We start from the raw sequence: 24,963 nt of genomic DNA on the forward strand, positions 1-24,963 counted from the left end.
TGCGGGCTGCGCACAACAACCAGCCATATTAACGCGCGCGTGTGGCGGTGTGGCGCAATGTGGTGGCGACCTGCGCGATAATGGACGGGAATTACACGGAAACGTAAAGGCTTCTTAAAGAATTGGCGAGGATAGAGCTATGGGCGAGCAGGTTTGTATGACGGGTGCCGAGTACTGCGGCGGAGCTGCGGGCGTGGATACGTGCGGCTATCCGGTCGAGACGACGGGCAATGCGGTGCTGGACACGTTGGAGCACCGTTCCTCCACGCGTGCCTTCGCGCGTGATGACGACGACCGCCCCGTGGCGGTGACCGACGAGCAGCGGGCGGCGATTCTGCATGCGGCGAGCCGTGCGCCGTCGGCAGGCGCCATGATGATGTATTCCATCGTGAGCATTCGCGAGCAGGCTACGCTGGACCGTCTGGCCGACCTGTGCGACCACCAACCCATGATTGCCAAGGCGCCCTGGGCACTCATATTTGTGGTCGATTATGCAAAGTGGATCGATCTGTTTGAGCACGTGGGCTGCTTTGAGCCCGAGTTTGTCGAGCGCACGGGCAAGGCGCCCCGCCGCGCGCCGGGTTTGGGCGACTTTGCCATCGCGGCCCAGGACGCCGTGATCGCCGCGCAAAACGCCGTGGTTGCCGCCGAGGCCCTGGGGCTGGGAAGCTGCTACATTGGCGACATCGTGGAGAACGCCGAGGAAGTTGCCGAGCTGCTCGATCTGCCGCCCTATACCATGCCGCTGTCGATGCTCATCATCGGCACGCCCCGTAAGGAGCGTCCGGCCATTGCGCACCCCGTGGTGAACCTGGTGCACGAGGAGCGCTACTGCCGTGCGGACGCCGCGACCATGGACGCGCAGGTGACCGAGATGGATGAGATGTTCCGCCCGCACGCCCGCGAGGTGGGCGAGCGCGTGGTGGACATCTACACCCGCAAGCACACCAGTCCCTTTATGGCCGAGATGAGCCGCTCCATGGAGTGGTGGTTCAAAAACTGGCTCGGAAAATGACGAATGTGACAAGGGGACAGTCTCTTTGTCGCATTTCATATCGCCGCGGTGGCCTAAAGACTGTATAAATCTTTATCTAGCTGGGAAAACAGTGCATTAAAGCATAGGCCGATTACCTATAATCCCTTCGAACATTAAAGTTGGGAAGGAAACCGGCTTATGGAACAAAAGGCCAAGGAGGCAGCCTCGCACGCTGCGATTCCTGTGAGCATCTCGGCGATGCTCGTCACGCTGGGCGTGGTGTACGGCGATATCGGCACCAGCCCCATGTATGTAACCAAGGCGCTCGTTGCCGGCAACGGCGGCATCGGAAGCGTCACGGAGGAGTTCGTGCTCGGCGCGCTCTCCCTTGTCGTGTGGACGGTCACACTGCTGACCACCATCAAGTATGTGCTCATCTCGCTGCGCGCCGATAACCATGGTGAGGGCGGCATCTTTGCCCTGTACAGCCTGGTCAAGCGCTGCGGCAAGTGGCTTATCATCCCCGCCATGCTGGGTGGCGCCGCGCTGCTCGCCGACGGCATCCTGACGCCGGCCGTTACCGTCACCACGGCCATCGAGGGCCTGCGCACCATCCCGGCGGTCCATGCCGTGCTCGGTGACGACCAGGGCCGCGTCGTCGCCATTACGCTCGCCATCATCATCGTGCTCTTCTTGGTACAGCGCATCGGTACGGCCAAGATCGGTCACGCCTTTGGTCCCATCATGACGCTGTGGTTCCTGTTCCTGGGCGGCACGGGTCTGTTCTTTGTCTTTCAGTACCCCGCCGTGCTGCTGTGCCTCAACCCGGTGCGCGGCATCGCCTTTTTGCTGAGCCCCAACAACCACGCGGGCATCATGATTCTGGGCAGCTGCTTCCTCGCCACCACCGGTGCCGAGGCGCTCTACTCCGACATGGGCCACGTCGGCCGCGGCAACATCTACGCCACCTGGCCGTTCGTTAAGTGCTGCCTGCTGCTGTCCTACATGGGCCAGGGCGCTTGGCTTATCAACAACGCTGCCAACCCCGAGCTCATGGGCATCGCCGACCTCAACCCCTTCTACCAGATGCTCGCCCCGGGCCTGCGTCCGTTTGCCGTCGGCCTTTCCACCGTCGCGGCCATCATTGCCTCGCAGGCGCTCATTACCGGCGCATTCTCGCTGGTGTCCGAGGCCAGCCGTCTGGACCTCATGCCGCACATGCAGGTCTTCTACCCTGCCGAGACCAAGGGCCAGCTCTATATTCCCATGGTCAACAACGTCATGCTCGTGGGCTGCGTCATCGTGGTGCTGTTGTTCCAGAACTCGGCGCATATGGAAGCCGCCTACGGCCTTGCCATTACGCTGACTATGATGTGCACCACGCTGCTGCTCTTCTTCTACCTGCACGAGGAGCGCAAGCTCAAGGTTGCTCCGTGGATCTTCGCGGCCTTCTTCCTTTTGCTCGAAGGCTTCTTCTTCGTGAGCTCGCTCACCAAGTTCTTCCACGGCGGCTACTTCACCATCCTCATGGCTGCACTCATCATGGGCATTATGGTGTGCTGGTACAACGGCACGGCGGTCGAGCAGCGCCAGTTTACGCTGCTGCCGCTGCGCAGCTACCTGCCGCAGCTCAAGCGCCTGCGCGATGACGATCGCTACGAGCGTCTGAGCGACAACATCGTGTACCTGACCAAGGACACCCATACCGATTACATCGACCGTGATATCGTCTACTCGATTTTGGACAAGCATCCCAAGCGCGCTCGCGCCTGGTGGTTCGTGAATGTCGAGACCATGGACGAGCCGCATACCTTTGCCTATTCGGTCGAGACGTTCGGCACCGACTACGTGTTCCGCGTGCATCTGTACCTGGGCTACAAGATCAACCAGCGCGTCAACGCCTACCTGCGCCAAGTTGTTCAGGACCTGGCTGCCACCGGCGAGCTGCCGTCGCAGACGCACGACTACTCGGTCTATAAGGATCCGGGCAACATTGGCACGTTCAAGTTCGTCATGATCCGTAAGCTTCTGGCGCCCGAAAGCGATGTGGAGCCCAGCGAGCGTACGGCCATCACGCTCAAGTACATCATCCGCCGCGCCGCCGGTACGCCCGCGCGTTGGTATGGTCTGGAGAACTCCAACGTGAGCTTTGAGTACGTGCCGCTGTTCACCAAGTTCAAGGCTGTGAGCAAGATGCAGCGCCTGGCCCCCAACGAGCGCCCGTAGTCGACGCTCGAAGTTTGTCTGCGAACGGGCGGGCTTGTAATGACGGGGATTGAGTCCTGGGAGGAAACCATGGATGCAAAGGTGCTTGACGGTCGCGATCTTGCGACCGAGCTGGTGCGTGAGGCGCGCGTCGACGCCGCCGAAGATCGGTTCTTTACGAATCGTGCCAACATGGACATGGCCGATCGCGTGATTTCGATCGTGGCATTGGTGTTTGTCGCGGCGTGCGTGTGCGCCCTGCTCGCGCACGTGCTGTTTGTCTAACGACCGCAGGCTGCAAAGGCTATACACTTGGAACCACCACAAGGGAAACCACCACAAAGGTGCCTGTCCCCTTTGTGGTGGTTTTTGTTTTTGAGAGAGGGGCGGGGCGCTGATGGACGTCCGTACGGACGGCGATATTGCCGATAGCTTTTGGTGGCGGCGTACAACGCTGACGCGCCGCACTCCTCTGTATGACGCCTGCGTATCGGTGGGGCTGCTGGTCGCGGCGACGATTGCGGGCGCGCTGCTCGACCATCCGGGTCTCGCGCCGAGCATCATGATCGTCTATGTGTTCGCCGTTCAGCTGTGCGCATTCTTTACCTGGAGTCGCCTGTATTGCTTGCTGAGCTCGGCTGCCGCCGTGGCGCTCTACAACTTCTTGTTTGTCGACCCGCGCTACTCGCTGTCGCTTATCGACCGCGTCTATCCCGGCATGTTCTTTATCATGTTTGCGGTGTCGCTCGTGTCGAGCTCCATTGCGCTGGCCCTGCGCCGCGCCTTGGCACAGGCTGCCGCCAGCGACCGCCGCACGCATATGGTGCTCGAGACCAACCGCATGTTGCAGCGCTGCGCCGACGAACAGCAGATCGTTCACGCTATGGCCACGCAGCTGGCGCGTCTTTCGGGCCGTCCGGTCGTGTGGTACGGCGCCGACGCCGAGGGCGATGACCTGCTGCCGCGTGCGACATACACGGCCGTGGGCGATGCCGCGCCGGTGCACGAGCTGGCGCCGCAGATGCCGCCGCGGCTCTCGGCGTCCGCCTATGTGGGAACGCCGCTCGATGCCACCTATGGCGGCTCGGCGTTTTATGGCATCTACCTGACGGTTCGCGCGGGCGACGGCTTCGTGCGCTCGGGCGACCCCGCCTCGGTGGTGGGCGTGCTGGCTATCGTTGCCGAGCCCGACGTGCTGACGCATGAGGAGCGGGCACTTGCCGATGCCATCGTGAGCGAAGGCGAGCTGGCACTCGATCGCGCCCGCGCCATGGAGGCCCGCGAGGAGGCGGCGGTGCTCGCCAAAAACGAGCAGCTGCGCGCCAACCTGCTACGCTCCATCTCACACGATCTGCGTACGCCGCTCACCAGTATTTCGGGCAATGCCGACGTGCTGCTCGATCAGGGCTCGACCGGCACCGCGGTGCTCGATGCCCAGACGCGCCGCGGCCTGCTCCTGTCCATTCGCTCGGATGCGCTGTGGCTCAACGCCACCGTCGAGAACCTGCTTGCCATCACCAAGCTCGAGGGCGGCGGCATGCATCTGTCGACTACGCTCGAGCTCATGGACGATATCGTCGAGGAGGCGCTGCGCCACGTAAGTCCGGCCGTGCGCGAGCACGACCTTAAGGTGGTGGCGTGCGATGAACCGGCGCTCGTTAACGTCGACGCGCGTCTGATGGTGCAGCTCGTGGTGAACCTGGTGAACAATGCCATCACCTATACGCCCGCAGGCTCGCATATCGTGATTTCGATTGGCGTCGATGATGGGCACGTGACGTGCTCGGTGGCCGATGACGGGCCGGGCATTGCGCCCGAGGACCGCGAGCGAATCTTTGAGTCGTTCTACACTGCCAACCACGGTCTTGCCGATAGCCACCGCAGCGTGGGCCTGGGACTTTCGCTCTGCCGCTCCATTGCGTTGGCGCATGGCGGTAGCATAGAGGTTGCCGCGGCGGACCCGCACGGCTCGGTCTTTACGATTGAGCTTCCCGTCGCCGATGTTTCGTTTGATAAGGAGTAGCGCCGTGCCGAACTCTGCCGTAAAACCGCTCATCTTGGTCGTTGAGGACGATCCCGCCGTTCGCAACCTTATCGTTGCCGCGCTCGAGGCGCACGGCCTGCGCCATATGGCTGTGGAGACCGCCCATGCCGCTATCGCCGCTGCCTCGTCGCAGGCACCGAGCATTGTGCTGCTCGATCTGGGCCTGCCCGATATGGATGGCGTCAAGGTGGTGGAGTCGGTGCGCGCATGGTCGGGCATGCCGATCATTGTGGTCTCGGCGCGCAGCGAGGACGCGGACAAGATTCGCGCACTCGATGCCGGTGCCGACGACTACCTGACCAAGCCGTTTTCGGTCGAGGAGCTGCTCGCGCGCATTCGCACGACGCTCAGGCGTCTTTCGTATGCGCAAATGGGCGGCGTTGCCTCCGAGGGCTCGTTCGATACTGGTGAGCTGCATATCGACTTTGACGCCGGCATCGCCACGATGGACGGCGAGGAGCTGCACCTGACGCCGATCGAGTACAAGTTGCTCTGCTTGCTGGCACACAACGCCGACAAGGTGCTGACGCACCAGTTTATTTTGCACGAGATTTGGGGTACGGCGACCAAGAGCGATCTGGCGAGCCTGCGCGTCTTTATGGGCACGCTGCGCAAAAAGATTGAGTCCGACCCCGCACATCCGCGCTATATCCAAACGCACGTGGGCATCGGCTACCGATTGGTCACCCAGGGGTAGGGCAGAACGCGGTCAGGGGCAGGACGGAGCGCGGCCCCTTTATATGAGTCGCGGTGGAATAGTTCCCGTTTTGGCCTTTGATGAGGCCGTCTGGGAACTATTCCACCGCATTTTTGTTACTTGCGTTACTTGCCCTTGGGCTTGCTGGCGTAGAACTTCTTCTTTTTGGGCTTGCCTGCTAAGGCAGACTTGCCGTCGCCGCGTGGCCCTCGGTCGCCGGCCTGCGCGTGCACGGGCGCTGCTGCGCGGGGCTTGCGGGCCTCGGGGCTGCGCAGCTCCTCGGTTCGCTCGGCAATTTCCTCGGCACTAAAGCCGACTTCGGCCATGGCGTCCTCGATGGGCAGACGGCGCACGATATAGCAATGATGCACCTTCTGGTTGCGCGCGAAGTCCTCGGGGATGGTCTGCGCCGTAATGTCCTCCAGCACGACGCCCGCGCGCGCGAGCTTGCGCGTCTCGGGGCGGAAGCCGCGCAGGTTGCAGCTAAAGATGGCATGGCCACCCTGTGCGAGCAGGCGCGATACGCCGGCCAAAAGCTCAACATGGTCGCGCTGAACATCCCAGGTGCGGCGGCCCATCTTGGACGAGTTCGAAAACGTGGGCGGGTCGACAAAGATCAGGTCCCAGCGATTGCGCGTCTGCCGCTGGTCGCGAATCCAGGCGAGCACGTCGTCGCGCACAAAGTGATGCTGCGGCCCCACAAAGCCGTTCTGGCGCATGTTGCGCTCGGCCCAGTCCAGGTAGGTGTTGGAGAGGTCGACCGTCACGGTCTCCTCGACGCCGCCGTCGGCCGCATAGCAGGTGGCGGTGCCGGTGTAGGCGAACAGGTTGAGGAAGCGGCGCGCCTGCTTGGCGTGCTCGCGCACCAGGTTGCGCGTGACGCGGTGGTCCAAGAAGATGCCCACGTCCAGGTAGTCGTCAAAGTTGACGGCAAAGGTCAGGCCGCCCTCCTCGATGAGCGGCAGGCGACGGCGCGCGATATTGGCGCGCTCGCCCGAGCCGCCCTTGCCGGCGCCCTGCTTGCCGTACTGCGAGCCGCCGCGCGAACGCATACGGGCTTTGGTGTGCACGTGTTCGGCCGGAACATCCAGGATGCGCGGCGCGATGGCCAAGATGTCGAGCATACGGGCCTGGGCCAGTGCCGGGTCGATGGTCTTGGGTGCGGCATATTCGGCGATGACGAGCCAGCGGCCCGGCGTCTGCGGGCAACCCTCGTACAGGTCGATGGCGGCGGAGTAGTCGGGCAGGTCGGCATCGTAGACGCGGTAGCAGCTCACGCCCTCGCGCTTTGCCCACTTGCGACGCAGGCGGGCGTTCTTGCGCAGGCGGTTGGCGAACTGCTCGGACTCGGGGATGAGCACGGGCAGCGGCTTGCCGTCGCCCAGGTCGAGTGTGGCGGCAGGTTCGGGCATGGGGGTGTTGGTGGCTTCGTCCTCGGCATGCGCGGCGGTCTGGTTCTCGGCGTCCGCGCTGGTCGCAGCTTCGAATGCTGCGGCAGCGCGGTCGAGTGAGGGCCATACCTCGATAGTTGCCTCTTCGTTGTTGGGCATGACGGCGATGGAGCGCGCGGGCTCGGCGTGGAGCGCGCGGGCCATAAGGCCGTCGCGGGTGAGCGCGGCGACCGGCGCCGAGGCAAGTTCGGGCGCGCGGCGCAGCTCGCCGACCAGCGTCATGGCGTCGTGCATGAGCGAGAGCGGGGTCTCGGTGGTGTCTGCGACCAGGGCGGCGCCGGCGACAGCGCCCGCGTGGTCCAGCACGGTGGCGGGCTTGGCGGCGCAAAAGTCGACAAAGCGCCTGTAGCCGGCGCACTTGACCATGCGCTCGGCGGTCTTGCGGGCGGCGGGGTCGATGTCCACGGCCACGATGCGCGCCTGGCGCTCGCGCGCTGCCGTCTCGCGCTCGCGTGCCTCGGCAAGCAGCTGCTCCCAGAGGGCGGCGTCATGCAGCTGCCAACCCTCAAAGCCCCAGCGCTCGCGCGCGGTGCCCGGGGCGCGATCGGTCAGGATGTTCACGGCCTCTAGCAGCAGGCCGCCGCCGGCGCACGAGGCGTCGATCAGCGTGGGCAGGGCCTCGTTTTCGTAGTCGTCGGCCGTCAGCTCACGCTCGCACAGCGCGGTCCAGCCGACCTGCGCCAGCACCAGGGCGGCGTAGTCGGGGCGCAGCACGTGCGTGCCCTCGCCGGCGCGGGTCGCGGCAGGCGGCAGGCGCTTGAACAGCGGATCGCCCGAAAGATCCAGGCTTATGCTCGCGCGGCGCTGGCGCAGCGAAAGCAGCAGGTGGACGTCGGGGTCGGCGGCATCGACATCGGCGCGGCGGCCTGTGGTCTCGGCCAGGCGGTCGCACAGTGCGTCCTTGGCGCGCAGGGCCGAGAAGCGCGTGTTGCGCAGCTGCTCGGTCACGCCGCGGGCGGTGATGGCAATCGTGGCGCCGGGGCGGACGATGTTTTCCCAGGCAATGTCGTAAACGCCGTCGTACAGCTCGTCGGCATCCTGCGCCTCAAAGCGCCCGAGCACCACAAACACACGGCTGGCCAGGCGCGACCACAGGCACGCGCGGTAGCCTTGCTCAAGCTCGCCCTCAAACGTGGCGCGGCCCTTAAGGCGGCGGACATGCGAAAGCCCGAGCCGTTTAAGCTCGTCGGCGAGTGCGGACTCAAAGCCCTCGGGGCAGCTTGCATAAAATTCCATGGGTGACCTCTCTGATTGCGTCGCTCCATTATATGATGGATGCTCCGCTTGCCATCGCCCTCGAAAGGAACCCATATGATTGATGCGTGCCCCGATTCCGCTGTGTTGTTTTTTGACGTGGACGGCACGCTGACGTCGTTCGACCCCGACAACATGACCGATAAGGACTTTTCGGCGGTGCGTCCCTCGCGCGCGGTCATCGAGGCGTTTCATCGCCTGCGCGATGCGGGGCACAAGGCGTTTATCTGCACGGGCCGCCCCTTGTGGCTGATTGCCGATGGCCTGCGCGCTCTGGAGCCCGCGGGTATCGTGGCCATGGCGGGTGCTACGCTCGAGGTCGAGGGACGCGTGGTGCACGAGGATTGCTTTGACGAGGACATTGTCGAGGAGCTCGTGCGTCGCATTGTTGCGGCAGGGTTCGAGGCCTTTTTCGAGGCCAACGCTGCGACCTTTGCGCTGGAGCCCGCGGGCGCCGAGCAGTCGACGTTGATCGGTGCCACTGTGGTGCACAGTGTCGAGGAGATGCGCATCGACGGTCGTCTGCGCGTGGGCAAGGTGTGCCTTAACGCGCCCAACCTGGCTCGCGTGGCCAACGACGACGGCTTTATCGATTGCAACTTTGAGCTGTGCAATACCGGCGGTTCGAACCGCGAGCTGAGCCCCAAGGGCATCGACAAGGGCGTGGGCGTGGCGCGAGCGCTTGAGTATCTGGGCCGCACTGGCAACGGGCGCACCTTTGGCTTTGGCGATTCGGGCAACGACCTGGGCATGCTCGCTGCCGTCGAGACGGCCGTGGCCATGGGCAACGCCATGCCCGAGGTCAAGGCGGTTGCCGACTACGTGACCGATGACGTCGCAAACGACGGCACCGTCACCGCCATGCGCCACTTTGGGTTGATCTAATTATTTCGCCGTTCTGCCCCTTCGTTCTGGCGCTTTTCGTCCCGCCGCTCACGGGTTTTACATGCTTAATCGATTTATCAATTCAAACGCTGAGGTGTTTATACCGTTCGCCGAGAAGATAAAAAACCGCAGTTCACGCCTTGATAAACGTAGGTAAAGTGTTTAGCAGCTCAACGCCCGTATGCAAACGAAAGGAATCAGGCAGATGGCAATCAAGGTGTTCGCTGACGGTGCAAACCTCGAGGGCATGCTCGACATGTACGAGAACGGCAACGTCCAGGGTTTCACGACCAACCCGTCCCTTATGAAGAAGGGCGGCGTGACGGATTACCGCGCGTTTGCCAAGGAGGTTCTGGCCCACATTACCGATGTGTCCGTGTCGTTTGAGGTCTTTGCCGACGACGTCGAGACCATGGAGGTCGAGGCCCGCGAGATCGCTACCTGGGCCGAGAACGTCTACGTCAAGATTCCGTGCGTGACCACCAAGGGCGAGTCCACCGCCGAGCTGGTGCGCAAGCTTTCCGCCGACGGCATCAAGGTCAACGTCACCACCATCTTTACCCCTGCGCAGGTCGACGAGATGGTCGAGGCCGTTGACGCCGAGACGCCGTCTATCATCTCGCTCTTTGCCGGCCGTATCGCCGACACCGGTGTCGATCCCATTCCGTTTATGACGGAGTCGGTCAAGAAGGCCGCCGTCAAGCCCAACTGCGAGGTCCTGTGGGCATCCACGCGTGAGCTCATCAACATTTACCAGGCAGAGGCCTGCGGTTGCCAGATCATCACGGTGCCCAACGGCATCCTGGCCAAGCGCAAGAACATCGGCCGTGACCCGTACGAGGTCTCGCTCGACACCGTGCGCGGTTTTGCCAAGGATATCGCCGCCCTGGGCTTCCATATCCTGCCGTAAGCAAAGGTACCCCCTCCGGCGACGTGCAAAAACGCGACTTTTCAGCAAAGAGGGGCCTCGTTATCGTCCCCGTGGCACGGAACGGCCCCCGTTTTGGCTCTGAAAACGCCAAAACGGGGGCCGTTTTTGCTTTTATGGCTCTCTGAGGAGCCCCAGAGACGCCTCGGAGCCACCGGGAAATGCTGAAAACTCGCCATTTTGCACGTCGCGAAGAGGGGGACCCTTGCTTCGCGGCCCCGCCATGCGTTTTTGGCGGGGCCGTTTTGCGTTGCGCGCAAAAAAGAGGGCGCCACGGCTGTGTGGCCGGGGCGCCCTCTAGGATGTTTGCGCTGCGCTATGCGCGACGTTTGATGAACATCAACGCGGCTGCAACGATGATGCCCCCGGCGATTCCCAAGCTCGCGACGATAGCGAGCGTGCGGTCGCCCGTGTTGGGGATCTTGGATGCGGTGCTCGTCGTGGTCGTAACGGTCTTGGTGGTCTTGGTGTTGCCGGGATCCGCAGGATTTGGCGTCGGGCTCGGAGTGGGCTCGGGGTTCGGTTCTGCGGCATCAACGACGTTGACCGTCCACCATCCAAAAACGCTTGCGTAGTTGCGCGCGTCGTTGGGCGTGTAACACGCCAAGAAGCGGTAGTTGCCCGTTGCCGTGAGTGCGGTTTCGGGGGCAACCCAGGCCCAGGTGCCCTCATCGTCTGCCGGGAGCTGCTGGTCACCGAGCTTGAGGGCGCCGGTGAGCGGCAGGTCGGGGAGTGTCGGGCCGGGGGTCGTCGGGTCGGGGTGCGGTGCCGCCTGAGGCGTGGGGGCGGCGCGGTAGATGTCGAAGATGGTGGTAACGCTGCCGGCGGCGTACTCGTCAGTCTCGGCAACCTCGAAGAGCACGGCGTAGTGGCCAGCGTTGACGGGGGCCATGTCCAGTTTGGTGAAGCTGTCGTCCGTGACCTCGAAATAGGTGAGGGTGCCGTTTACGGTCGGGGCCGCGCCCGTAGCGCTGTCGCGGGCCTCGGTCGTGATGCTCATCGGCATGGCGTCGTGGACTTCGGTCGTGATGCTCGCCGGCGCGCCGTCGTAGACCTTGGACGTTACCTCGATGGTCAGCGTGGGCTTGGGCTTTCCGGGCGTGGGCTCAGGGCTAGGCTCGGTGCCGTCGACAACGTTGAAGCTGAGCACGCGTGTCGTGCGGGAGAAGTTCTGCATGTCGACAGGCGTGTAGATGGCAAGGCCGCTCTCGGTGCCGGCTTCCGTGATGGCGCACGTGCTGTCGGCCCAACTCCAGGATCCATTGGGGTCGTTGGGGATGGTCACGTCCGCAAAGGTCAGGCCGTCGCGCAGCTCGAGGTTGTCGAGCTGGGGCGTATCGGGGTTGGGCGTCGCCCGGTAGATGCTGAACGATGCCGTGACGGGTTCGGCGGTGTAGCTGGCCGGGACATTGGCGGAAAGCTCGGCCAGGTAGGTGCCTGCGTTGGTGGGAGCCTCCTTGAGCTTGGTGGGCACGCCGTCGACGATCTCGTAGTAGGTGAGCGTGCCGAGATCATTGAGCGCGTTGCCCGTTAAGGGGTCAACGACCGACCAGACGGCAGCGACGGGCGCGCCGTCATAGGTCTTGGACGCCACGTCGAGCTTGAGCGTGAGCGGCGTCACCTCGATCGTGAGCGTGCCGGGGATCACGGTGATGCCGCTCTGGTAATTAACCTTGCCGGCATCCGTTAGCTGTGCGTTTGCGACGGTGATGGCGTCTGCGTATGTGCCTACAGCAAGGTCGGCGTAGGACGTCACGTCGCTTCCCGTGTCCTGGGAAATCTTCTGGAAGTCGAGCGCGGCGGCAGTCGACTGGATGACGCTATCGGCGGTCTCGCCGTCGGCGAGTCCCTCGACCGTAACGACGTATTTGGGCTCGCTGCCGCGCCAGGTGCCGGTGGCGTCCTCCACGGTGATGGTGGGCGCGGCGGCCTTGCCGATGGTGAACGTGCACGAGGCCTCATCGGCGCGGTAGTTGACCGTATCGGTCACGCGGAGCACGGCCTCGTAGCTGCCCGCGTTCTTGGGCGCGGCGGCACCCAGGTCCTCGGAGCGCTCGTCGCCGTCGAGGAGGTAGTAGTTGACCTCGTAGCTGGCATTAACCTTCTTGCCGGCGGCGTTGGCGATCTCCGCCGCGGGCTCAACGGGCTTGCCGTCGTAGGTCTTGTCCTCGACCGCGATGGTGCCCGTGACATTGGCGGGCTCGATGGTCAGCGTGCCGGCCACCACCTTGATGTTGGCTTCGTAGTTGACGGCGCCGTTCTCGCTCAGCTGCGGGTTTGCGACGGTGATGGCATCTTTGTGCTTGCCTGCGTCGAGCGCGCCGTAGTCGAGCTTGGAATCGAGCGCGGCGGTCGTGCCCTGCGCGATAACGTCCTCGGCTTTGTCCCCGCCGACAAGGCCGTTCACCTTAAACGAGTAGGCGGGCTCGGGCTCGCCGAAGACAACGCTCGCGTCCTTTACGGTGATGGTGGGCGCCGCGGCCTTGGCGATGGCGAAGTCGCAGCGGGCCTCGCAGGCGCCGTAGTTGGTCTGGGCGGGCACGTTCATGACGACCGTGTAGCTGCCGGCGTCGACGGGCGCCCCGTCGAGCGCCTCGGGCTCGCCGTCGCTGTTGCGGTAGTAGGTAAGGCTGTAGGAGCTGTCGAGCTTCTCCCCGGAGGTCGGGTCGATGACCGAGCAGGTGACCTCGGCGGGCGTCCCGTCATAGGTCTTGCCCGCGGCGTCCACGGCGGCCTTGGGCGTCAGCGGGGAGACGGTGAGCGTGCCCGCGATTACGGTGATGGCGTTCTCATAGTTGGCGCCCGCGCTCTTGTTGAGCTGCGGGTCCTTGACGGTGATGGCGGACGCGTAGACGCCGGCATCGAGACCCTGGTAGCCCTTGTCGCCCGTGACGCCCCGGTCGAGCTCTGCCTTGGTGCCCTTGGCGAGGACGTCCTTGTCCTTATCGGCAGGAACCAGGCCGGAGACGGTATAGGTGTAGGCGGGCTCGGCGTCGCGCCAGGTGACGGTGACGTCATTTGCGGTGATGGTCGGTGCCGGGGCCTTGGCGATGGTGAACGTGCACGAGGCCTCGTCGGCGCGGTAGTTGACCGTGTCGGTCACGCGGAGCACGGCCTCATAGCTGCCCGCGTTCTTGGGCGCGGCGGCGCCCAGGTCCTCGGTGCGCTCCTTGCCGTCGAGCAGGTAGTAGTTGACCTCGTGGCTGGCATTAACCTTCTTGCCGGCGGCGTTGGCGATCTCCACCGCGGGCTCAACGGGCTTGCCGTCGTAGGTCTTGTCCTCGACCGCGATGGCACCCGTGACGTTGGCGGGCTCGATGGTCAGCGTGCCGGGCACCACCTTGATGTTGGCTTCGTAGTTGATGGCGCCGTTCTCGCTCAGCTGCGGGTTTGCGACGGTGATGGCATCCTTGTGCTCACCAGCGTCGAGCGCGCTGTAGTCGAGCTTGGAATCGAGCGCGGCGGTCGTGCCCTGCGCGATAACGTCCTCGGCATTGTCGTTGCCGGCAAGGCCGCTCGCCTCATACGAGTAAGCGGGCTCGGGTTCGCCGAAGACAACGCTCGCGTCCTTGACGGTGATGGTCGGAGCTGCGGCCTTGGCGATGGTGAAGTCCTTCGACGTTTGGGCGGCGCGGTAGTTGGTCGACTCGGCTGTGGAGAGCGTGACCGTGTAGCTTCCGGCGTTAACGGGGCTTTCGGCAAGGGCCTCGCCCTCGGCGCTAGCAAAGGTGAGCGCGCCGGCGCCCTTGATCGCCTTGTCGTCAACGCCGAGCACCTTTGTTGTGATCTTGGCGGGATTGCCGTCGTAGACCTTGGATGTAGCTTCGAGTTTGAGGGTGGGCGTGGCCTTATCGATGCTGAACGTAGCCTCGGCGGTGCCACCGTGGTAGCCGCCGGTGTCCTCAACCGTCAGGATAACCTTGTATGTTCCGGCGTCCGTGGGCGCCTCAGCCAGCGGCGTTGCCGTATCACCCGCAAGCGCAACGTAGCTAAGCGTGCCCTTCGCGTCAAACTTCTTGCCCGTGTTGGGCTCGGTGATGGTAAAGCTCACCTTGGCGGGATCGCCGTCGTAGGTCTTGGACACGGCCTTGACGCTCAGATCAAGCTGGAAGGACTTAACGGTGAGCGTGCCGGGCTTCACGGTGATGTTGGACTTGTAGTTGTTGCTGCCGGCGGACGTCATGCGCGGCTCCACAACGGTGAGGGCGTCCTTGTAGGTACCAAGGCCAAGCTCCGCATAGGTCTTGCCATCGGTCTTGGTGGTGTCGAGCTGGACTACCGTGTCGGGCGCCAGGACGCCTTCGCGAGTGTCCTTGCCCTTGAGGCCATCGACTGTAAAGGTGTAGGCGGGCTCTGCCGCACCGATCGCGCCGACGATGCTGTCGACGCAGATCGTGGGCGCGGCGGCCTTGGCGATGGCGAAGTCGCAGCGGGCCTCGCAGGCGCTGTAGTTGGTCTGGGCGGGCACGTTCATGACGACCGTGTAGCTGCCGGCGTCGACGGGCGCCCCGTCGAGCGCCTCGGGCTCGCCGTCGCTGTTGCGGTAGTAGGTAAGGCTGTAGGAGCTGTCGAGCTTCTCCCCGGAGGTCGGGTCGATGACCGAGCAGGTGACCTCGGCGGGCGTCCCGTCATAGGTCTTGCCCGCGGCGTCCACGGCGGCCTTGGGCGTCAGCGGGGAGACGGTGAGCGTGCCCGCGATTACGGTGATGGCGTTCTCATAGTTGGCGCCCGCGCTCTTGTTGAGCTGCGGGTCCTTGACGGTGATGGCGGACGCGTAGACGCCGGCATCGAGACCCTGGTAGCCCTTGTCGCCCGTGACGCCCCGGTCGAGCTCTGCCTTGGTGCCCTTGGCGAGGACGTCCTTGTCCTTATCGGCAGGAACCAGGCCGGAGACGGTATAGGTGTAGGCGGGCTCGGCGTCGCGCCAGGTGACGGTGACGTCATTTGCGGTGATGGTCGGTGCCGGGGCCTTGGCGATGGTGAATTCGCAGCGGGCCTCGCACGCGTTGTAGTTGGTCCGGGCGGGCGCGTTCATGACGACCGTGTAGCTGCCGGCGTCGACGGGTGCCCCGTCGAGCTGTGCGAGCTTACCGTCCTTCTTGCGGTAATAGGTGAGGCTGTAGGCGCTGTCGAGCTTCTCCCCGGTGATCGGGTCGGTGATCGAGCAGGTTACCTCGGCGGGCGCCCCGTCATAGGTCTTGCCCGTGGCGGTCACGGTGGCCGTGGGCGTCACGGGCGCGATGGTGAGCGTGCCCGCCTTGACGGTGATGCCGTTCTCGTAGTTGCTACCTGCATCCTTGTTGAGCTGCGGGTTCTTGACGGTGATGGCGGACGTGTAGACGCCGGCATCGAGATCCTTGTAGCCCTTGTCGCCGGTGATGTGCTGGTCGAGCTCTGCCTTGGTTCCCTCGGCGAGGACGTTCTTGTCCTTATCGGCGTCGACCAGGCCGGAGACGGTATAGGCGTATTTGGGCTCGCTGCCGCGCCAGGTGCCGCTGGCGTCCTTCACGGTGATCGTGGGCGCCGCGGCCTTGGCGATGGTGAAGTCGCAGCGGGCCTCGCACGCGTTGTAGTTGGTCCGGGCGGGCACGTTCATGACGACCGTGTAGCTGCCGGCGTCGACGGGCGCCGCGTTGAGCGGTTCGAGCTCGCCATCGTTGTTGCGGTAATAGGTGAGGGTGTAGGAGCTGTCGAGCTTCTTCCCGGAGGTCGGGTCGGTGATCGAGCCGGTCACCTCGGCGGGCGTCCCGTCATAGGTCTTGTTCTTGGCGGTCACGGTGGCCGTGGGCGTCACCGGCGCGACGGTGAGCGTGCCCGCTTTGACGAAGATGCCGTTCTTATAGTTGGAGCAGTCGCCGCCTGCGTTCCTAATGAGCTGCGGGTCCTTGACGGTGATGGCGGCCGCGTAGACGCCGGCGTCGAGATCCTGGTAGCCCTTGTCGCCCGTGATGTCCCGGTCGAGCACGGCCTTGGTGCCCTTGGCGAGGACGGTCTTGCCCTCGTCGGCGGGAATCAAACCAGAGACGGTGTAGGTGTAGGCAGGCTCGCTGCCGTGCCAGGTGCCGGTAGCGTCATTCACGGTGATGGTCGGGGCCGGGGCCTGCTCGATCAGGAAGCGCGTGGAGACCTCGCCCCCTAGGTATTCATCGGTGCTCTCGACCGTCCATGTCACTTCGTGGCCGCCGGCAGAGCTGAAGATGTTGTTCCACCAAGGGTCGTCCCTATCGTTGTTTTTCTTGACCCGGTAGAAGGTTAACTTGCCTTTGACCTCGACGGGCTCGCCGGTCTCGGCATCGACGGCCGTCGTCGTGACAAGGGAGTCGCTATAGGGTTGGCCGTCGTAGGTCTTGTCCTTAGCCGTGATGGTCAGCTTGAGCCGCTTGAGCGCGGAGGGCGCATCCTTATAAGCCTCAAATGTGAGGTAGCGGTACACAACGGCATAGTTGGTGTTATTGGGCGTGAACATGGCGAGTGCGGTGACAACACCGGGTTTCTCGACAACCTGGTTTGCGACACGCCTTGTCCATGACCACGTTCCATCCTCGGGCTGCGCCGGGAAGGGCTCTTCGGAAGCCTTGAGGCCCTCGCGGAACTTAATGGGCTCAAGCGCGGGCGACTCGGGGTTGGGCAAAGCACGGTAGATGCGCACGTCCTGCGAGATGCTTCCGCCCAGGTAGTTGTCGGTGCCGGTCACAGTGTACGTCACACGGTACGTGCCGGCGTCCTTAGGCGCTCCATCGAGCGGTTTTTCGGGCTCGATGCTCTTGCCGTCGGCGCCGGTGACCTTAACGTACGATACTTCGCCCTTGACCTCCACGGGATCGCCCGTCGTGGGGTCGATTGCTTTGTACTCGGGTTTAAGCTCTTTGCCGTCGTAGTACTTGTTGTCGACGTCGAGCGAGAGTGTGAGCTGCGTTTTGGCGTAAAGGTCGTGGGACACCGTTTCGCCCGCATAGGCATTTGTTGACGGCGTGCCCGCAAAGAGCGTTGCCGAGAGCGCCGCGATAGAGCAGAGCGTAAGGGACAGCATTGCCCGTGATCTTCGATGCCCTTGGGTGGCCGGTAAGCGTTTCATGGAACAGCTCCTTTATCACAAATTGCCCCGGCGCCGTTTGTGCGGTCAACCGGGGCAGCGCTTGATGGTGCTGGTGCTTTTTGCACGTCATCCATCATCAAGTACAAAACCATAGATTGTTTTATTATCAGTGATTTGGTGTCTGTGAAAAGAAAAGTTCGTCCCGTCTTATGTCGTTTCGTCCCAAATAGTAAGGAGAGTATTTCTATTTAATGAACGTGGGGCAACGACTGGTGGCCGGCCGCTTCCTCGTATCCAAAATACAGCGCAAGGGCGTGGTCGGCGTCGGGGCTGCTACGCGCGTAATTGATGTTTTGGATGTCAAACAGGATGCAGCCGCAATGGCCAGTAAACGTCGGAAAACAGACGACCTTAAGGTACGTGTCGATCTCGGGGCTGTAATCGATGAGCTCGAGCGTCTCGCCCAAAAACGCAGCTCGTTCGTAGCAACGGAGCCACTTGCCGTCCATGTTGGGAAAGATGCTGCCAAATGAGTGGCCGATAAGCCGGTCGAGTGGCACCTTCTCGAGCCGTGCAAGGGCGTCGTTGCCGTATCGAAACACCCAGTCTACCGCCTGGCGTTGCCCGTCGAGAACCATTTCGATATCGGTAAAGGCAAAGGGCATGCCATCGAAACTCGCATAGTGGGCGCGGTAGCCCTCGGGGGTGGCGGGGGCATTTCGCTGCTCGTGATCTTTTATGAACGACGCGCGCCAGACTCGTAGCTCTTCGCGGAGTTGGCGCTTGCGTCGCACGATATATTCAAGTTTCTCGCCGTTGATGAGGTTGATGGTATCGGTGATATCGTGGATGGCGCGCGCCGAAACCAGGCAGCTGCGATGCGCGAGCAAAAAGCCGCTGCCTAAGATTTCGCGCAGCTCCCGTAGCGTGACGCGGATGTCGTGCAGCTCCCCGTCGGACATATGGATAAACGCATCGTTGCGCTTCATCTGGACGTACAGGATGCGCGTGGCATCGAGCGTGTATTCTTTTTTGCCCGATGTGATGGTGACGAGTTTGCTGGCGTACATAGACCCTCCGCGACGTGGCGTGCCCTTTCTTTGATTGTAGGCGGGCACAAGGGTTCTTTTCGGATTATTCCGTTTGAGCCGATGACGTGCGTTGGCCTTGGTCGTTGGCAGCGCCGACGCCCCTGGGGTATCGCCGCTCTGGGCTTCCATATCCTGCCGTAAGCAAAGGTACCCCCTCCGGCGACGTGCAAAATCGCGACTTTTCAGCAAAGAAGGGGGTCTGTCATTGGGTATGATCGCCCCCACGGCACGGAACGGCCCCCGTTTTGGCTCTGAAAACGCCAAAACGGGGGCCGTTTTTGCTTTTATGGCTCTCTGAGACGCCTCGGAGGGCTCGGGAAATGCTGAAAACTCGCCTTTTTGCACGTCGCCGGAGGGGGTACCTTTGCTTTGACGGCTATTTGCCCGGCACCATGGTGAGCGAAATCTTCTTGCGGTCGCGATCGACCTTCTCGACCCACACCTTGACCGTGTCGCCGACGCGCACCACGTCGCTCGGGTGCTTGACAAAGCGATCGGCCAGCTTGGAGATGTGCACGAGGCCGTCCTGGTGCACGCCCACGTCGACGAAGGCGCCAAAGTCGACGACGTTGCGCACCGTGCCCTTGAGCTCCATGCCGGGTTCCAGGTCGTCGATGGAAAGCGCCGAGCGGCTAAAGACCACCTCGGGCGCGTCGTCGCGTGGGTCGCGGCCGGGCTTCTTGAGCTCGTTGACAATATCGATGAGCGTCAGGGTGCCGCAGTCCAGGTCGCTTGCCAGCGCCGAGATGCTGCCCAGGCGGCGCTCGATGTCGGGCACGCCGCCGCGGCTAAGCTCGCTTGCCGCAACGCCGGCGCGCTCCAAGACGGTCGTCGCCACCTCGTAGCTCTCGGGGTGGACGCTTGTCGCGTCGAGCGGGTTCTTGCCGCCGCTGATGCGCAAAAAGCCCGCGGCGTTGAGATACGCCTTAGGTCCCAGCTTGGGGACCTTCTTAAGCTGGCGGCGATCGATAAAGGCGCCGTTTTCCTCGCGGTACGCCACGATGTTCTTGGCCACACTCGGCGTGATGCCCGATACGTATCCCAGCAGGCTCGCGCTCGCGGTGTTGACGTCGACGCCCACGCGGTTGACGACGTCCTCCACGACGTGGCCCAGGGTGCGCGAAAGCTCGGCCTGGTCAAGGTCGTGCTGGTACTGTCCGACGCCGATGGACTGGGGCGGAATCTTGACGAGCTCTGCCAGCGGGTCCTGCAAACGGCGGCCCAGGCTCATGGCGCCACGAACGGTGACGTCCAGGTCGGGGTATTCCTGACTGGCGAGCTCGGAGGCGGAGTACACCGACGCGCCGGCTTCGTTGACGATGGTGTAGCGAAGGCTGGGCGCCTGCTCGGCGATGAACTCCGAGACGACTTCCTCGGTCTCGCGGCTGGCAGTGCCGTTGCCGATGACGATGGTGTTGACGCCGTCCTTCTTGACGAGGCGGGCGAGCTCGCGCTTGGTGCCGGCGACGTCGTGGCGTGGCTTGGTGGGGTAGACCACGCCGTGGTCGAGCAGCTTGCCGGTCTCGTCCATGACGGCGACCTTGCAGCCGGTACGGTAGCCCGGATCGAGCGCGAGCACGCGGGCACCGCGCACGGGGCGTGCCGAGAGCAGCCCCTCGAGATTCTTGGCAAAGACGTTGATGGCCTCGGTCTGGGCGCGAACGGTGAGTTTGGCGCGGGCCTCGCGCTCCAGCGAAGGGGCCATCAGGCGCTTGTAACCGTCAGCGATGGCGGCGTCAAAGACGGGAGCGAAGACGCCTTGGCGACGGGGCCAGCGGCTGCCGAGGCGCGCCGTGGCGGCAGCGCCGTCGACGTTCACGCGCACGCGGAGTTTGCCCTCGCGCTCGCCGCGGTCGATAGCCAGTACGCGGTGGTTGGGTATACGGCGCAGCGGCTCATCAAAGTTGTAGTAGGGTTCGTAGGGGGTCTTCTCGGTGGGGTCGGTGGCCTCGACGACGATATCGGCGGTGTTTTGCGTAAAGGCGCGCAGGTCGGCGACGTTCTCCGGGTCCTCGGCTACCGTCTCTGCCACGATGTCGGCGGCGCCGGCGAGCGCCTTTTCGGGCGTGTCAAAGCCGGCCTCCTCGTTGACGTAGTCCGCGGCGGCGTCGAGTGCGCTGCCCTTGGCCGAGGCCTGCATGATGATCATGTTGGCGAGCGGCTCCAGGCCGGCCTCGCGGGCCTTCTGCGCGCGGGTCATGCGCTTTTTGCGGTAGGGCTTGTAGAGGTCCTCGACACGCTGGAGCTGCGTGGCCTCGCGAATCTGCTGCTCGAGTTCGGGCGTGAGCTTGCCCTGGGCGTCGATGAGCAGAACGACGTCCTCTTTGCGCTGCTCAAGATTGCGCAGGTAGGACAGGCGCTCGTCGAGCGCGCGCAGGGCGACGTCGTCCATGCCGCCCGTTGCTTCCTTGCGGTAGCGCGAGATAAAGGGGATGGTGTTGCCCTCGTCGATGAGCTTGACGGCCGCCTCGATGTTGGCGGCCTTAAGGTTGAGCTCGCGGGCGAGCTGGGCGATAAGATCCATGGGACTCCTTGCGTTTAAGGTGCGTTTGCGGCACAGAGCTACCAAGGATACCACCCGTCCCAAAAGACTGTTTTTGGGGCCGCGCCACGAAAACGGTCTATCTACTACGTTTGAACCGTATGGGTCGACCATCCCCCGGTTTTCCGAAAATACGCAAGCCGTCTACCTGCGCTTTTTATTTTAGGAAATTCGGCATGGTTGAGGGTAATCGGTTAAACGTAGTAGATAGGCCCATTTGGTGGCGAACGAATCAAGCCGAGGTGCAAAATAGCCCCCGCCCCAGAAAAATCGTCGTTAAGGTAGCAAAAAGCCCCGCGGGCAGGAGGCTGCTCGCGGGGCAAAGAAGAGGGGCATATTTGTGGCGGACCGAGGGGTTCGGCATGGGGTTTCTGCCGCGGCCGCTCTTAAGGCATTACAGCTCGACGAGCTGGCCGGTCTCGGCGGCCTCCTTGATGGCGTTAAGCAGCGTGAGCGTCTTAACGTTGTCGGCGGGGGTCACGACGGGCTCGACCTCGCGGCGAACGACCTTCACAAAGTGCTTGAGCTGCATCTTGTGCGGCAGCGCCGGGTCGACGGCCGGGATCTCCATCTGCAGCGGCTTGTGCCAGTTGGAGGCGCCGTCGTAGGAGAACTGGTGCAGGCGGGGCAGCGAAAGGGCGCCCTTAGTGCCGCCGATAAAGTAGGCGTCGGCGTCGAAGGGACGATACTGCGGATCCTCGCGAGCGGTTGCCTCCCAGTTCCAGGGGCTGGCGGCGGCGTCGGAGATGGTCATGCTTGCGAGCGCGCCATCGGCAAAACGGACGTTGACCACGGCGGAGTCCTCGGTCTCAAAACCGCGGGCGGCGCTGGACTGCATACCCTGGACGGCAACGGGCTCGCCCAGCAGATAGCGGAGCAGGTCGACGTCGTGCACCAGGTTGACCAGGATCGGGCCGGCACCCTTCTTGCGACGCCACTCGACATCGAAGTACTCGTCATTCTTATAGATCATGTAGTGGAAGCTCGAAACAGTAAGCTTGCCCAGCTCGCCGGACTCGATGATCTCCTTGGCCTTGTTGACGAAGGGGTTGTGGCGACGGTGCTGGCCCACGAGCACGGGCACGCCGGCGGTCTCGGCCTCGGCGGCGAAGGCCTGGGCATCCTCCAGGTCGTTGGAGATCGGCTTTTCGACCAGCGGCACGATGTTGCGCCTCACAGCCTCGCGGGCAACGCCCAGGTGCAGGTCGTTGGGCGTGGCGATGATGACGGCCTCGGGCTTGACCTCGTCCATCATCTGAGCGGGATCGGTGTAAAACGGCACGCCGGCGGCCTCGGCCGTGGCACGGGCGCCCTCAAAGGCGTCGGCGATGGCAACGAGTTCGGCCTCGGGCTCCTCGGTGACAAAGCGGATGTGGTTGCGGCCCATGGCGCCGGCGCCGATAACGGCAATGCGGACGGGGTTGAGCTCAGACATTTCGACTCCTTAATACTGGTGGCGGTGGAATGCGGCAAGGGGGCGGTCCTTGCCGCATCAAGCAAAACTAGGCGGACTTCTTCTTGCTGTCGGAGACCATCATGTAGACGGTGAGCACGACGGCGATTGCGGCGATTACGATGGCACCGTAGAAGGACTGCTGGTAGGCGGCGCTGCCGGCCTCGGCGTGATACAGCACGGCGGTGATGGGCTGGCTGATCCAGGTGGAGGCGGCGTAGCCCAAAAACATGATGCCGTAGTTGACGCCGATGTTGCTGGTACCAAAGGCGCCACCGGTGAGCGGCGGGTAGATGACGAGCAGGGCGCCAAAGCTAAAGCCGAGCAAGGCGAGCGCCACAAAGAACATGGCCTGTGTAAAGCTCATCGACATGATGACGAGCGCGACGATGGTGACGACAAGGCTGATGAGCAGCGACTTATAGGCGCCGAGCTTGTCGATGATCTGGCCAAAGGACAGACGACCGACCAGGTTGGCGCAAGTGTTGACGGAGACGACCACACCGCCGAGGGCGACGGCCGCGGCACTCGTGGGGTCGGCGAAGAGCTGGACGGCGGCGATGGAGGCAACCTTGCCCACGAGCAGGGTGCCCGCGGTGGCGGCAAAGGCGAAGGTGACGATGAGGACCCAGAAGCGCGGGGTCTTGACCATCTCGCCCGGGGTGAGGTCACCGAAGGTGCCGGCATGCGCGCCGCCCTTGGGGGCCTCGAAGCCCTCGGGCAGCCAACCGGCCTCGGGGGCCTTCAGGAACAGGGCGGAGGCGGCGATCGTCACAAAGAAGATGACGCCGAGTGCCTTGAGGGCGTCAAAGATGCCCAGGCTCGGGATGAGCAGCGAAGCGAGCACCGGGGACAGCACGGCGGGACCGGCGGTCGAAGCGGCCAGGGTGATGCCGGAGGCGAGACCCTTCTTGTCGATGAACCACTTTTGGCCGGTGGTGAGCGCCGGGTTGTAGCCCAGGCCGTTGCCGACAGCGGCGACGAGCGAGAACCACAGGTAGAACTGCCACGGCTCGGTGACGGTGCCGGACATGAACCAGCCCAGGCCGTAGCACACGGCGGCAGCGATCACGACGTTGCGCGGGCCGATCTTATCGGAGATGCGGCCGGCGAAGATGCCCGTCACGGCCATGATGGTCTGGAAGACGGGGAAAGCCCAGGTAAGGGCGCTCGACCACTCGGGGTAGACGGCGAGCAGATTCTTGCTCACGACGGAATACAGCGCGATGGAGCTGATGAAGAACATGGTGACGCACGCGGCGGAAAGCACGACGGCGCGACCCTTGTTGGAGTTGGTGGAAGCCATTGGACTCTTTCTCATCGATACGGGGGAGGGGCGGGCGTGTCCGCGGGGCCTCCCTGTTAGGTTGGTTTACTGGTCAGTCGGCTTGGCGACGCCGGACTCGTCGGACCAGAGCTCGACACCCTTGTTCTTAAGGTAGTTGTCGGCATAGGCGCGACGGCCGCCGGGCTTGGCGGTGAGGTCGCCCATCATGTTGGAGAAGCCGCCGTCGACCTTGATGGCGTCGCCGGTGGTAAAGTCCGAGCGCTTGGACGCCAGGAACATGACGGCGTTGGCGATATCGCTGACCTCGCCGATGCGGCGCGTGGCGATCAGACGGCTGCGGCTCTTTTCGACCTCGGGGTCGGCGTAGAAGTTGGCCGACATCGGGGTCTTAACGAAGCAGGGCTCGACGCAGTTGGAGCGGACGCCGTAGGGGCCCCACTCGGCGGCGAGCATCTTGGACATCATGTTGACGCCGGCCTTGGTGGAGCTGTACACGCCCGAGAACGTCTCGGGGGAGTGGCTGGCGACGGTCGAGATGTGCACCAGGCGACCCTGGCCGGCCTTGATCATCTCGCGACCAAAGCGCTGCGAGGTGATGAAGTAACCGGTGAGGTTGACGTTGAGCACCTGCTCCCAGTCGCTCAGCGGCAGGTCCTCCATGGCGGCGAAGCGCAGGATACCGGCGGTGTTGACGAGGACGTCGACGCGGCCGAAGTTGGCGATGGTTGCGTCGACGGCAGCCTGAACCTCGGCCTCGTCGGTGGCGTTCATCTTGTAGCCCTCGGCGTGGATGCCAAATTCGGCAGCGAGGTCGGCGGCAGCGGCCTTGACCTTCTCCTCGTCCAGGTCGAGCATGACGACGTTGGCGCCATTGCGGGCGAACTCGCGGCAGATCTCGGCGCCCATACCGCCGAGCGCGCCAGTCACGGCGCAGACATCGCCCTCGAGCTTAAGCCAGTTGCTCATAGGAACTTCCCTTCTTGTGCCTCCCGGTGGGCCGCTCCCATTAATCGACCCACGTGGTTTTCGCTGGTTATCGTATGCTTTGCATTTGCGCAGGTGAATTGCATATTTGTTAGAATGGCGTTAACCGTAGGTTTATAGCTCGCAAGA

The 24,963-nt window shown here is 63.5% G+C and carries 14 protein-coding genes; 7 read left to right on the top strand and 7 right to left on the bottom strand.

What is annotated here, in order from left to right; genetic code table 11:
• Positions 1 to 139 precede the first annotated feature (139 nt).
• The 5 genes from ACEXKH_RS04000 to ACEXKH_RS04020 all read left to right on the top strand — a co-directional run bounded on the left by ACEXKH_RS04000 (position 140) and on the right by ACEXKH_RS04020 (position 5,922).
• Entirely contained in the window at positions 140 to 1,015 is an 876-nt protein-coding gene (locus ACEXKH_RS04000) for a nitroreductase family protein (protein WP_373573168.1), read from the top strand.
• A gap of 159 nt (positions 1,016 to 1,174) precedes the next feature.
• Positions 1,175 to 3,202, top strand: a complete 2,028-nt coding sequence (locus ACEXKH_RS04005) for a KUP/HAK/KT family potassium transporter (protein ID WP_373573169.1) — start codon at positions 1,175 to 1,177, stop codon at positions 3,200 to 3,202.
• Positions 3,203 to 3,271: 69 nt separating this feature from the next.
• Positions 3,272 to 3,466: a hypothetical protein gene (locus tag ACEXKH_RS04010; RefSeq protein ID WP_373573170.1), complete on the top strand. Its 195-nt coding sequence runs from the start codon at positions 3,272 to 3,274 to the stop codon at positions 3,464 to 3,466.
• A gap of 112 nt (positions 3,467 to 3,578) precedes the next feature.
• Positions 3,579 to 5,204 carry a sensor histidine kinase gene (locus tag ACEXKH_RS04015; protein ID WP_373573171.1) on the top strand — a complete coding sequence of 542 codons (1,626 nt, stop codon included), beginning with the start codon at positions 3,579 to 3,581 and terminating at the stop codon, positions 5,202 to 5,204.
• A gap of 4 nt (positions 5,205 to 5,208) precedes the next feature.
• The gene (locus tag ACEXKH_RS04020) at positions 5,209 to 5,922 is read left to right on the top strand and encodes a response regulator (protein ID WP_373573172.1); all 714 of its coding nucleotides are present in this window, start codon (positions 5,209 to 5,211) and stop codon (positions 5,920 to 5,922) included.
• A gap of 125 nt (positions 5,923 to 6,047) precedes the next feature.
• Here ACEXKH_RS04020 and rlmKL read toward each other — a convergent pair whose 3' ends face one another.
• Positions 6,048 to 8,609 carry a bifunctional 23S rRNA (guanine(2069)-N(7))-methyltransferase RlmK/23S rRNA (guanine(2445)-N(2))-methyltransferase RlmL gene (rlmKL, locus tag ACEXKH_RS04025; protein ID WP_373573173.1) on the bottom strand — a complete coding sequence of 854 codons (2,562 nt, stop codon included), beginning with the start codon at positions 8,607 to 8,609 and terminating at the stop codon, positions 6,048 to 6,050.
• Between the two features lie 75 nt (positions 8,610 to 8,684).
• On the opposite strand from rlmKL, the gene ACEXKH_RS04030 reads away from it, so the two are divergent.
• Together ACEXKH_RS04030 and ACEXKH_RS04035 are read left to right on the top strand one after the other, a co-directional pair.
• Positions 8,685 to 9,512, top strand: a complete 828-nt coding sequence (locus tag ACEXKH_RS04030) for an HAD-IIB family hydrolase (RefSeq protein WP_373573174.1) — start codon at positions 8,685 to 8,687, stop codon at positions 9,510 to 9,512.
• Between the two features lie 205 nt (positions 9,513 to 9,717).
• On the top strand, positions 9,718 to 10,422 hold the full coding sequence (locus ACEXKH_RS04035) for a transaldolase (RefSeq protein ID WP_373573175.1): 705 nt from the start codon (positions 9,718 to 9,720) through the stop codon (positions 10,420 to 10,422).
• Positions 10,423 to 10,756: 334 nt separating this feature from the next.
• Here ACEXKH_RS04035 and ACEXKH_RS04040 read toward each other — a convergent pair whose 3' ends face one another.
• The 6 genes from ACEXKH_RS04040 to ACEXKH_RS04065 form a co-directional block, all read right to left on the bottom strand.
• Positions 10,757 to 17,470, bottom strand: coding sequence for an MBG domain-containing protein (locus tag ACEXKH_RS04040; protein WP_373573176.1), 6,714 nt, complete (start codon positions 17,468 to 17,470; stop codon positions 10,757 to 10,759).
• Between the two features lie 254 nt (positions 17,471 to 17,724).
• Positions 17,725 to 18,546, bottom strand: coding sequence for a LytTR family transcriptional regulator DNA-binding domain-containing protein (locus tag ACEXKH_RS04045; RefSeq protein WP_373573177.1), 822 nt, complete (start codon positions 18,544 to 18,546; stop codon positions 17,725 to 17,727).
• Positions 18,547 to 18,943: 397 nt separating this feature from the next.
• Positions 18,944 to 21,091, bottom strand: coding sequence for a Tex family protein (locus ACEXKH_RS04050; RefSeq protein WP_373573178.1), 2,148 nt, complete (start codon positions 21,089 to 21,091; stop codon positions 18,944 to 18,946).
• A 412-nt stretch (positions 21,092 to 21,503) separates the two neighbouring features.
• The gene (locus tag ACEXKH_RS04055; RefSeq protein WP_373573179.1) at positions 21,504 to 22,544 is read right to left on the bottom strand and encodes a Gfo/Idh/MocA family protein; all 1,041 of its coding nucleotides are present in this window, start codon (positions 22,542 to 22,544) and stop codon (positions 21,504 to 21,506) included.
• Positions 22,545 to 22,611: 67 nt separating this feature from the next.
• On the bottom strand, positions 22,612 to 23,868 hold the full coding sequence (locus ACEXKH_RS04060) for an MFS transporter (protein ID WP_373573180.1): 1,257 nt from the start codon (positions 23,866 to 23,868) through the stop codon (positions 22,612 to 22,614).
• A 66-nt stretch (positions 23,869 to 23,934) separates the two neighbouring features.
• The gene (locus ACEXKH_RS04065) at positions 23,935 to 24,816 is read right to left on the bottom strand and encodes an SDR family NAD(P)-dependent oxidoreductase (RefSeq protein ID WP_271737117.1); all 882 of its coding nucleotides are present in this window, start codon (positions 24,814 to 24,816) and stop codon (positions 23,935 to 23,937) included.
• Positions 24,817 to 24,963 lie beyond the last annotated feature (147 nt).

It is taken from the genome of Collinsella aerofaciens ATCC 25986, assembly GCF_964259375.1.
Classification (GTDB): Bacteria; Actinomycetota; Coriobacteriia; order Coriobacteriales; family Coriobacteriaceae; genus Collinsella; species Collinsella aerofaciens_BO.

What these genes read in the sequence shown, in the direction of transcription:
- ACEXKH_RS04000 (WP_373573168.1), top strand. Translation starts at nt 140, where the DNA reads ATGGGCGAGCAGGTTTGTATGACGGGTGCCGAGTACTGCGGCGGAGCT.
- ACEXKH_RS04005 (WP_373573169.1), top strand. Translation starts at nt 1,175, where the DNA reads ATGGAACAAAAGGCCAAGGAGGCAGCCTCGCACGCTGCGATTCCTGTG.
- ACEXKH_RS04010 (WP_373573170.1), top strand. Translation starts at nt 3,272, where the DNA reads ATGGATGCAAAGGTGCTTGACGGTCGCGATCTTGCGACCGAGCTGGTG.
- ACEXKH_RS04015 (WP_373573171.1), top strand. Translation starts at nt 3,579, where the DNA reads ATGGACGTCCGTACGGACGGCGATATTGCCGATAGCTTTTGGTGGCGG.
- rlmKL (WP_373573173.1), bottom strand. Translation starts at nt 8,609, where the DNA reads ATGGAATTTTATGCAAGCTGCCCCGAGGGCTTTGAGTCCGCACTCGCC.
- ACEXKH_RS04030 (WP_373573174.1), top strand. Translation starts at nt 8,685, where the DNA reads ATGATTGATGCGTGCCCCGATTCCGCTGTGTTGTTTTTTGACGTGGAC.
- ACEXKH_RS04035 (WP_373573175.1), top strand. Translation starts at nt 9,718, where the DNA reads ATGGCAATCAAGGTGTTCGCTGACGGTGCAAACCTCGAGGGCATGCTC.
- ACEXKH_RS04040 (WP_373573176.1), bottom strand. Translation starts at nt 17,470, where the DNA reads ATGCTGTCCCTTACGCTCTGCTCTATCGCGGCGCTCTCGGCAACGCTC.
- ACEXKH_RS04045 (WP_373573177.1), bottom strand. Translation starts at nt 18,546, where the DNA reads ATGTACGCCAGCAAACTCGTCACCATCACATCGGGCAAAAAAGAATAC.
- ACEXKH_RS04050 (WP_373573178.1), bottom strand. Translation starts at nt 21,091, where the DNA reads ATGGATCTTATCGCCCAGCTCGCCCGCGAGCTCAACCTTAAGGCCGCC.
- ACEXKH_RS04055 (WP_373573179.1), bottom strand. Translation starts at nt 22,544, where the DNA reads ATGTCTGAGCTCAACCCCGTCCGCATTGCCGTTATCGGCGCCGGCGCC.
- ACEXKH_RS04060 (WP_373573180.1), bottom strand. Translation starts at nt 23,868, where the DNA reads ATGGCTTCCACCAACTCCAACAAGGGTCGCGCCGTCGTGCTTTCCGCC.
- ACEXKH_RS04065 (WP_271737117.1), bottom strand. Translation starts at nt 24,816, where the DNA reads ATGAGCAACTGGCTTAAGCTCGAGGGCGATGTCTGCGCCGTGACTGGC.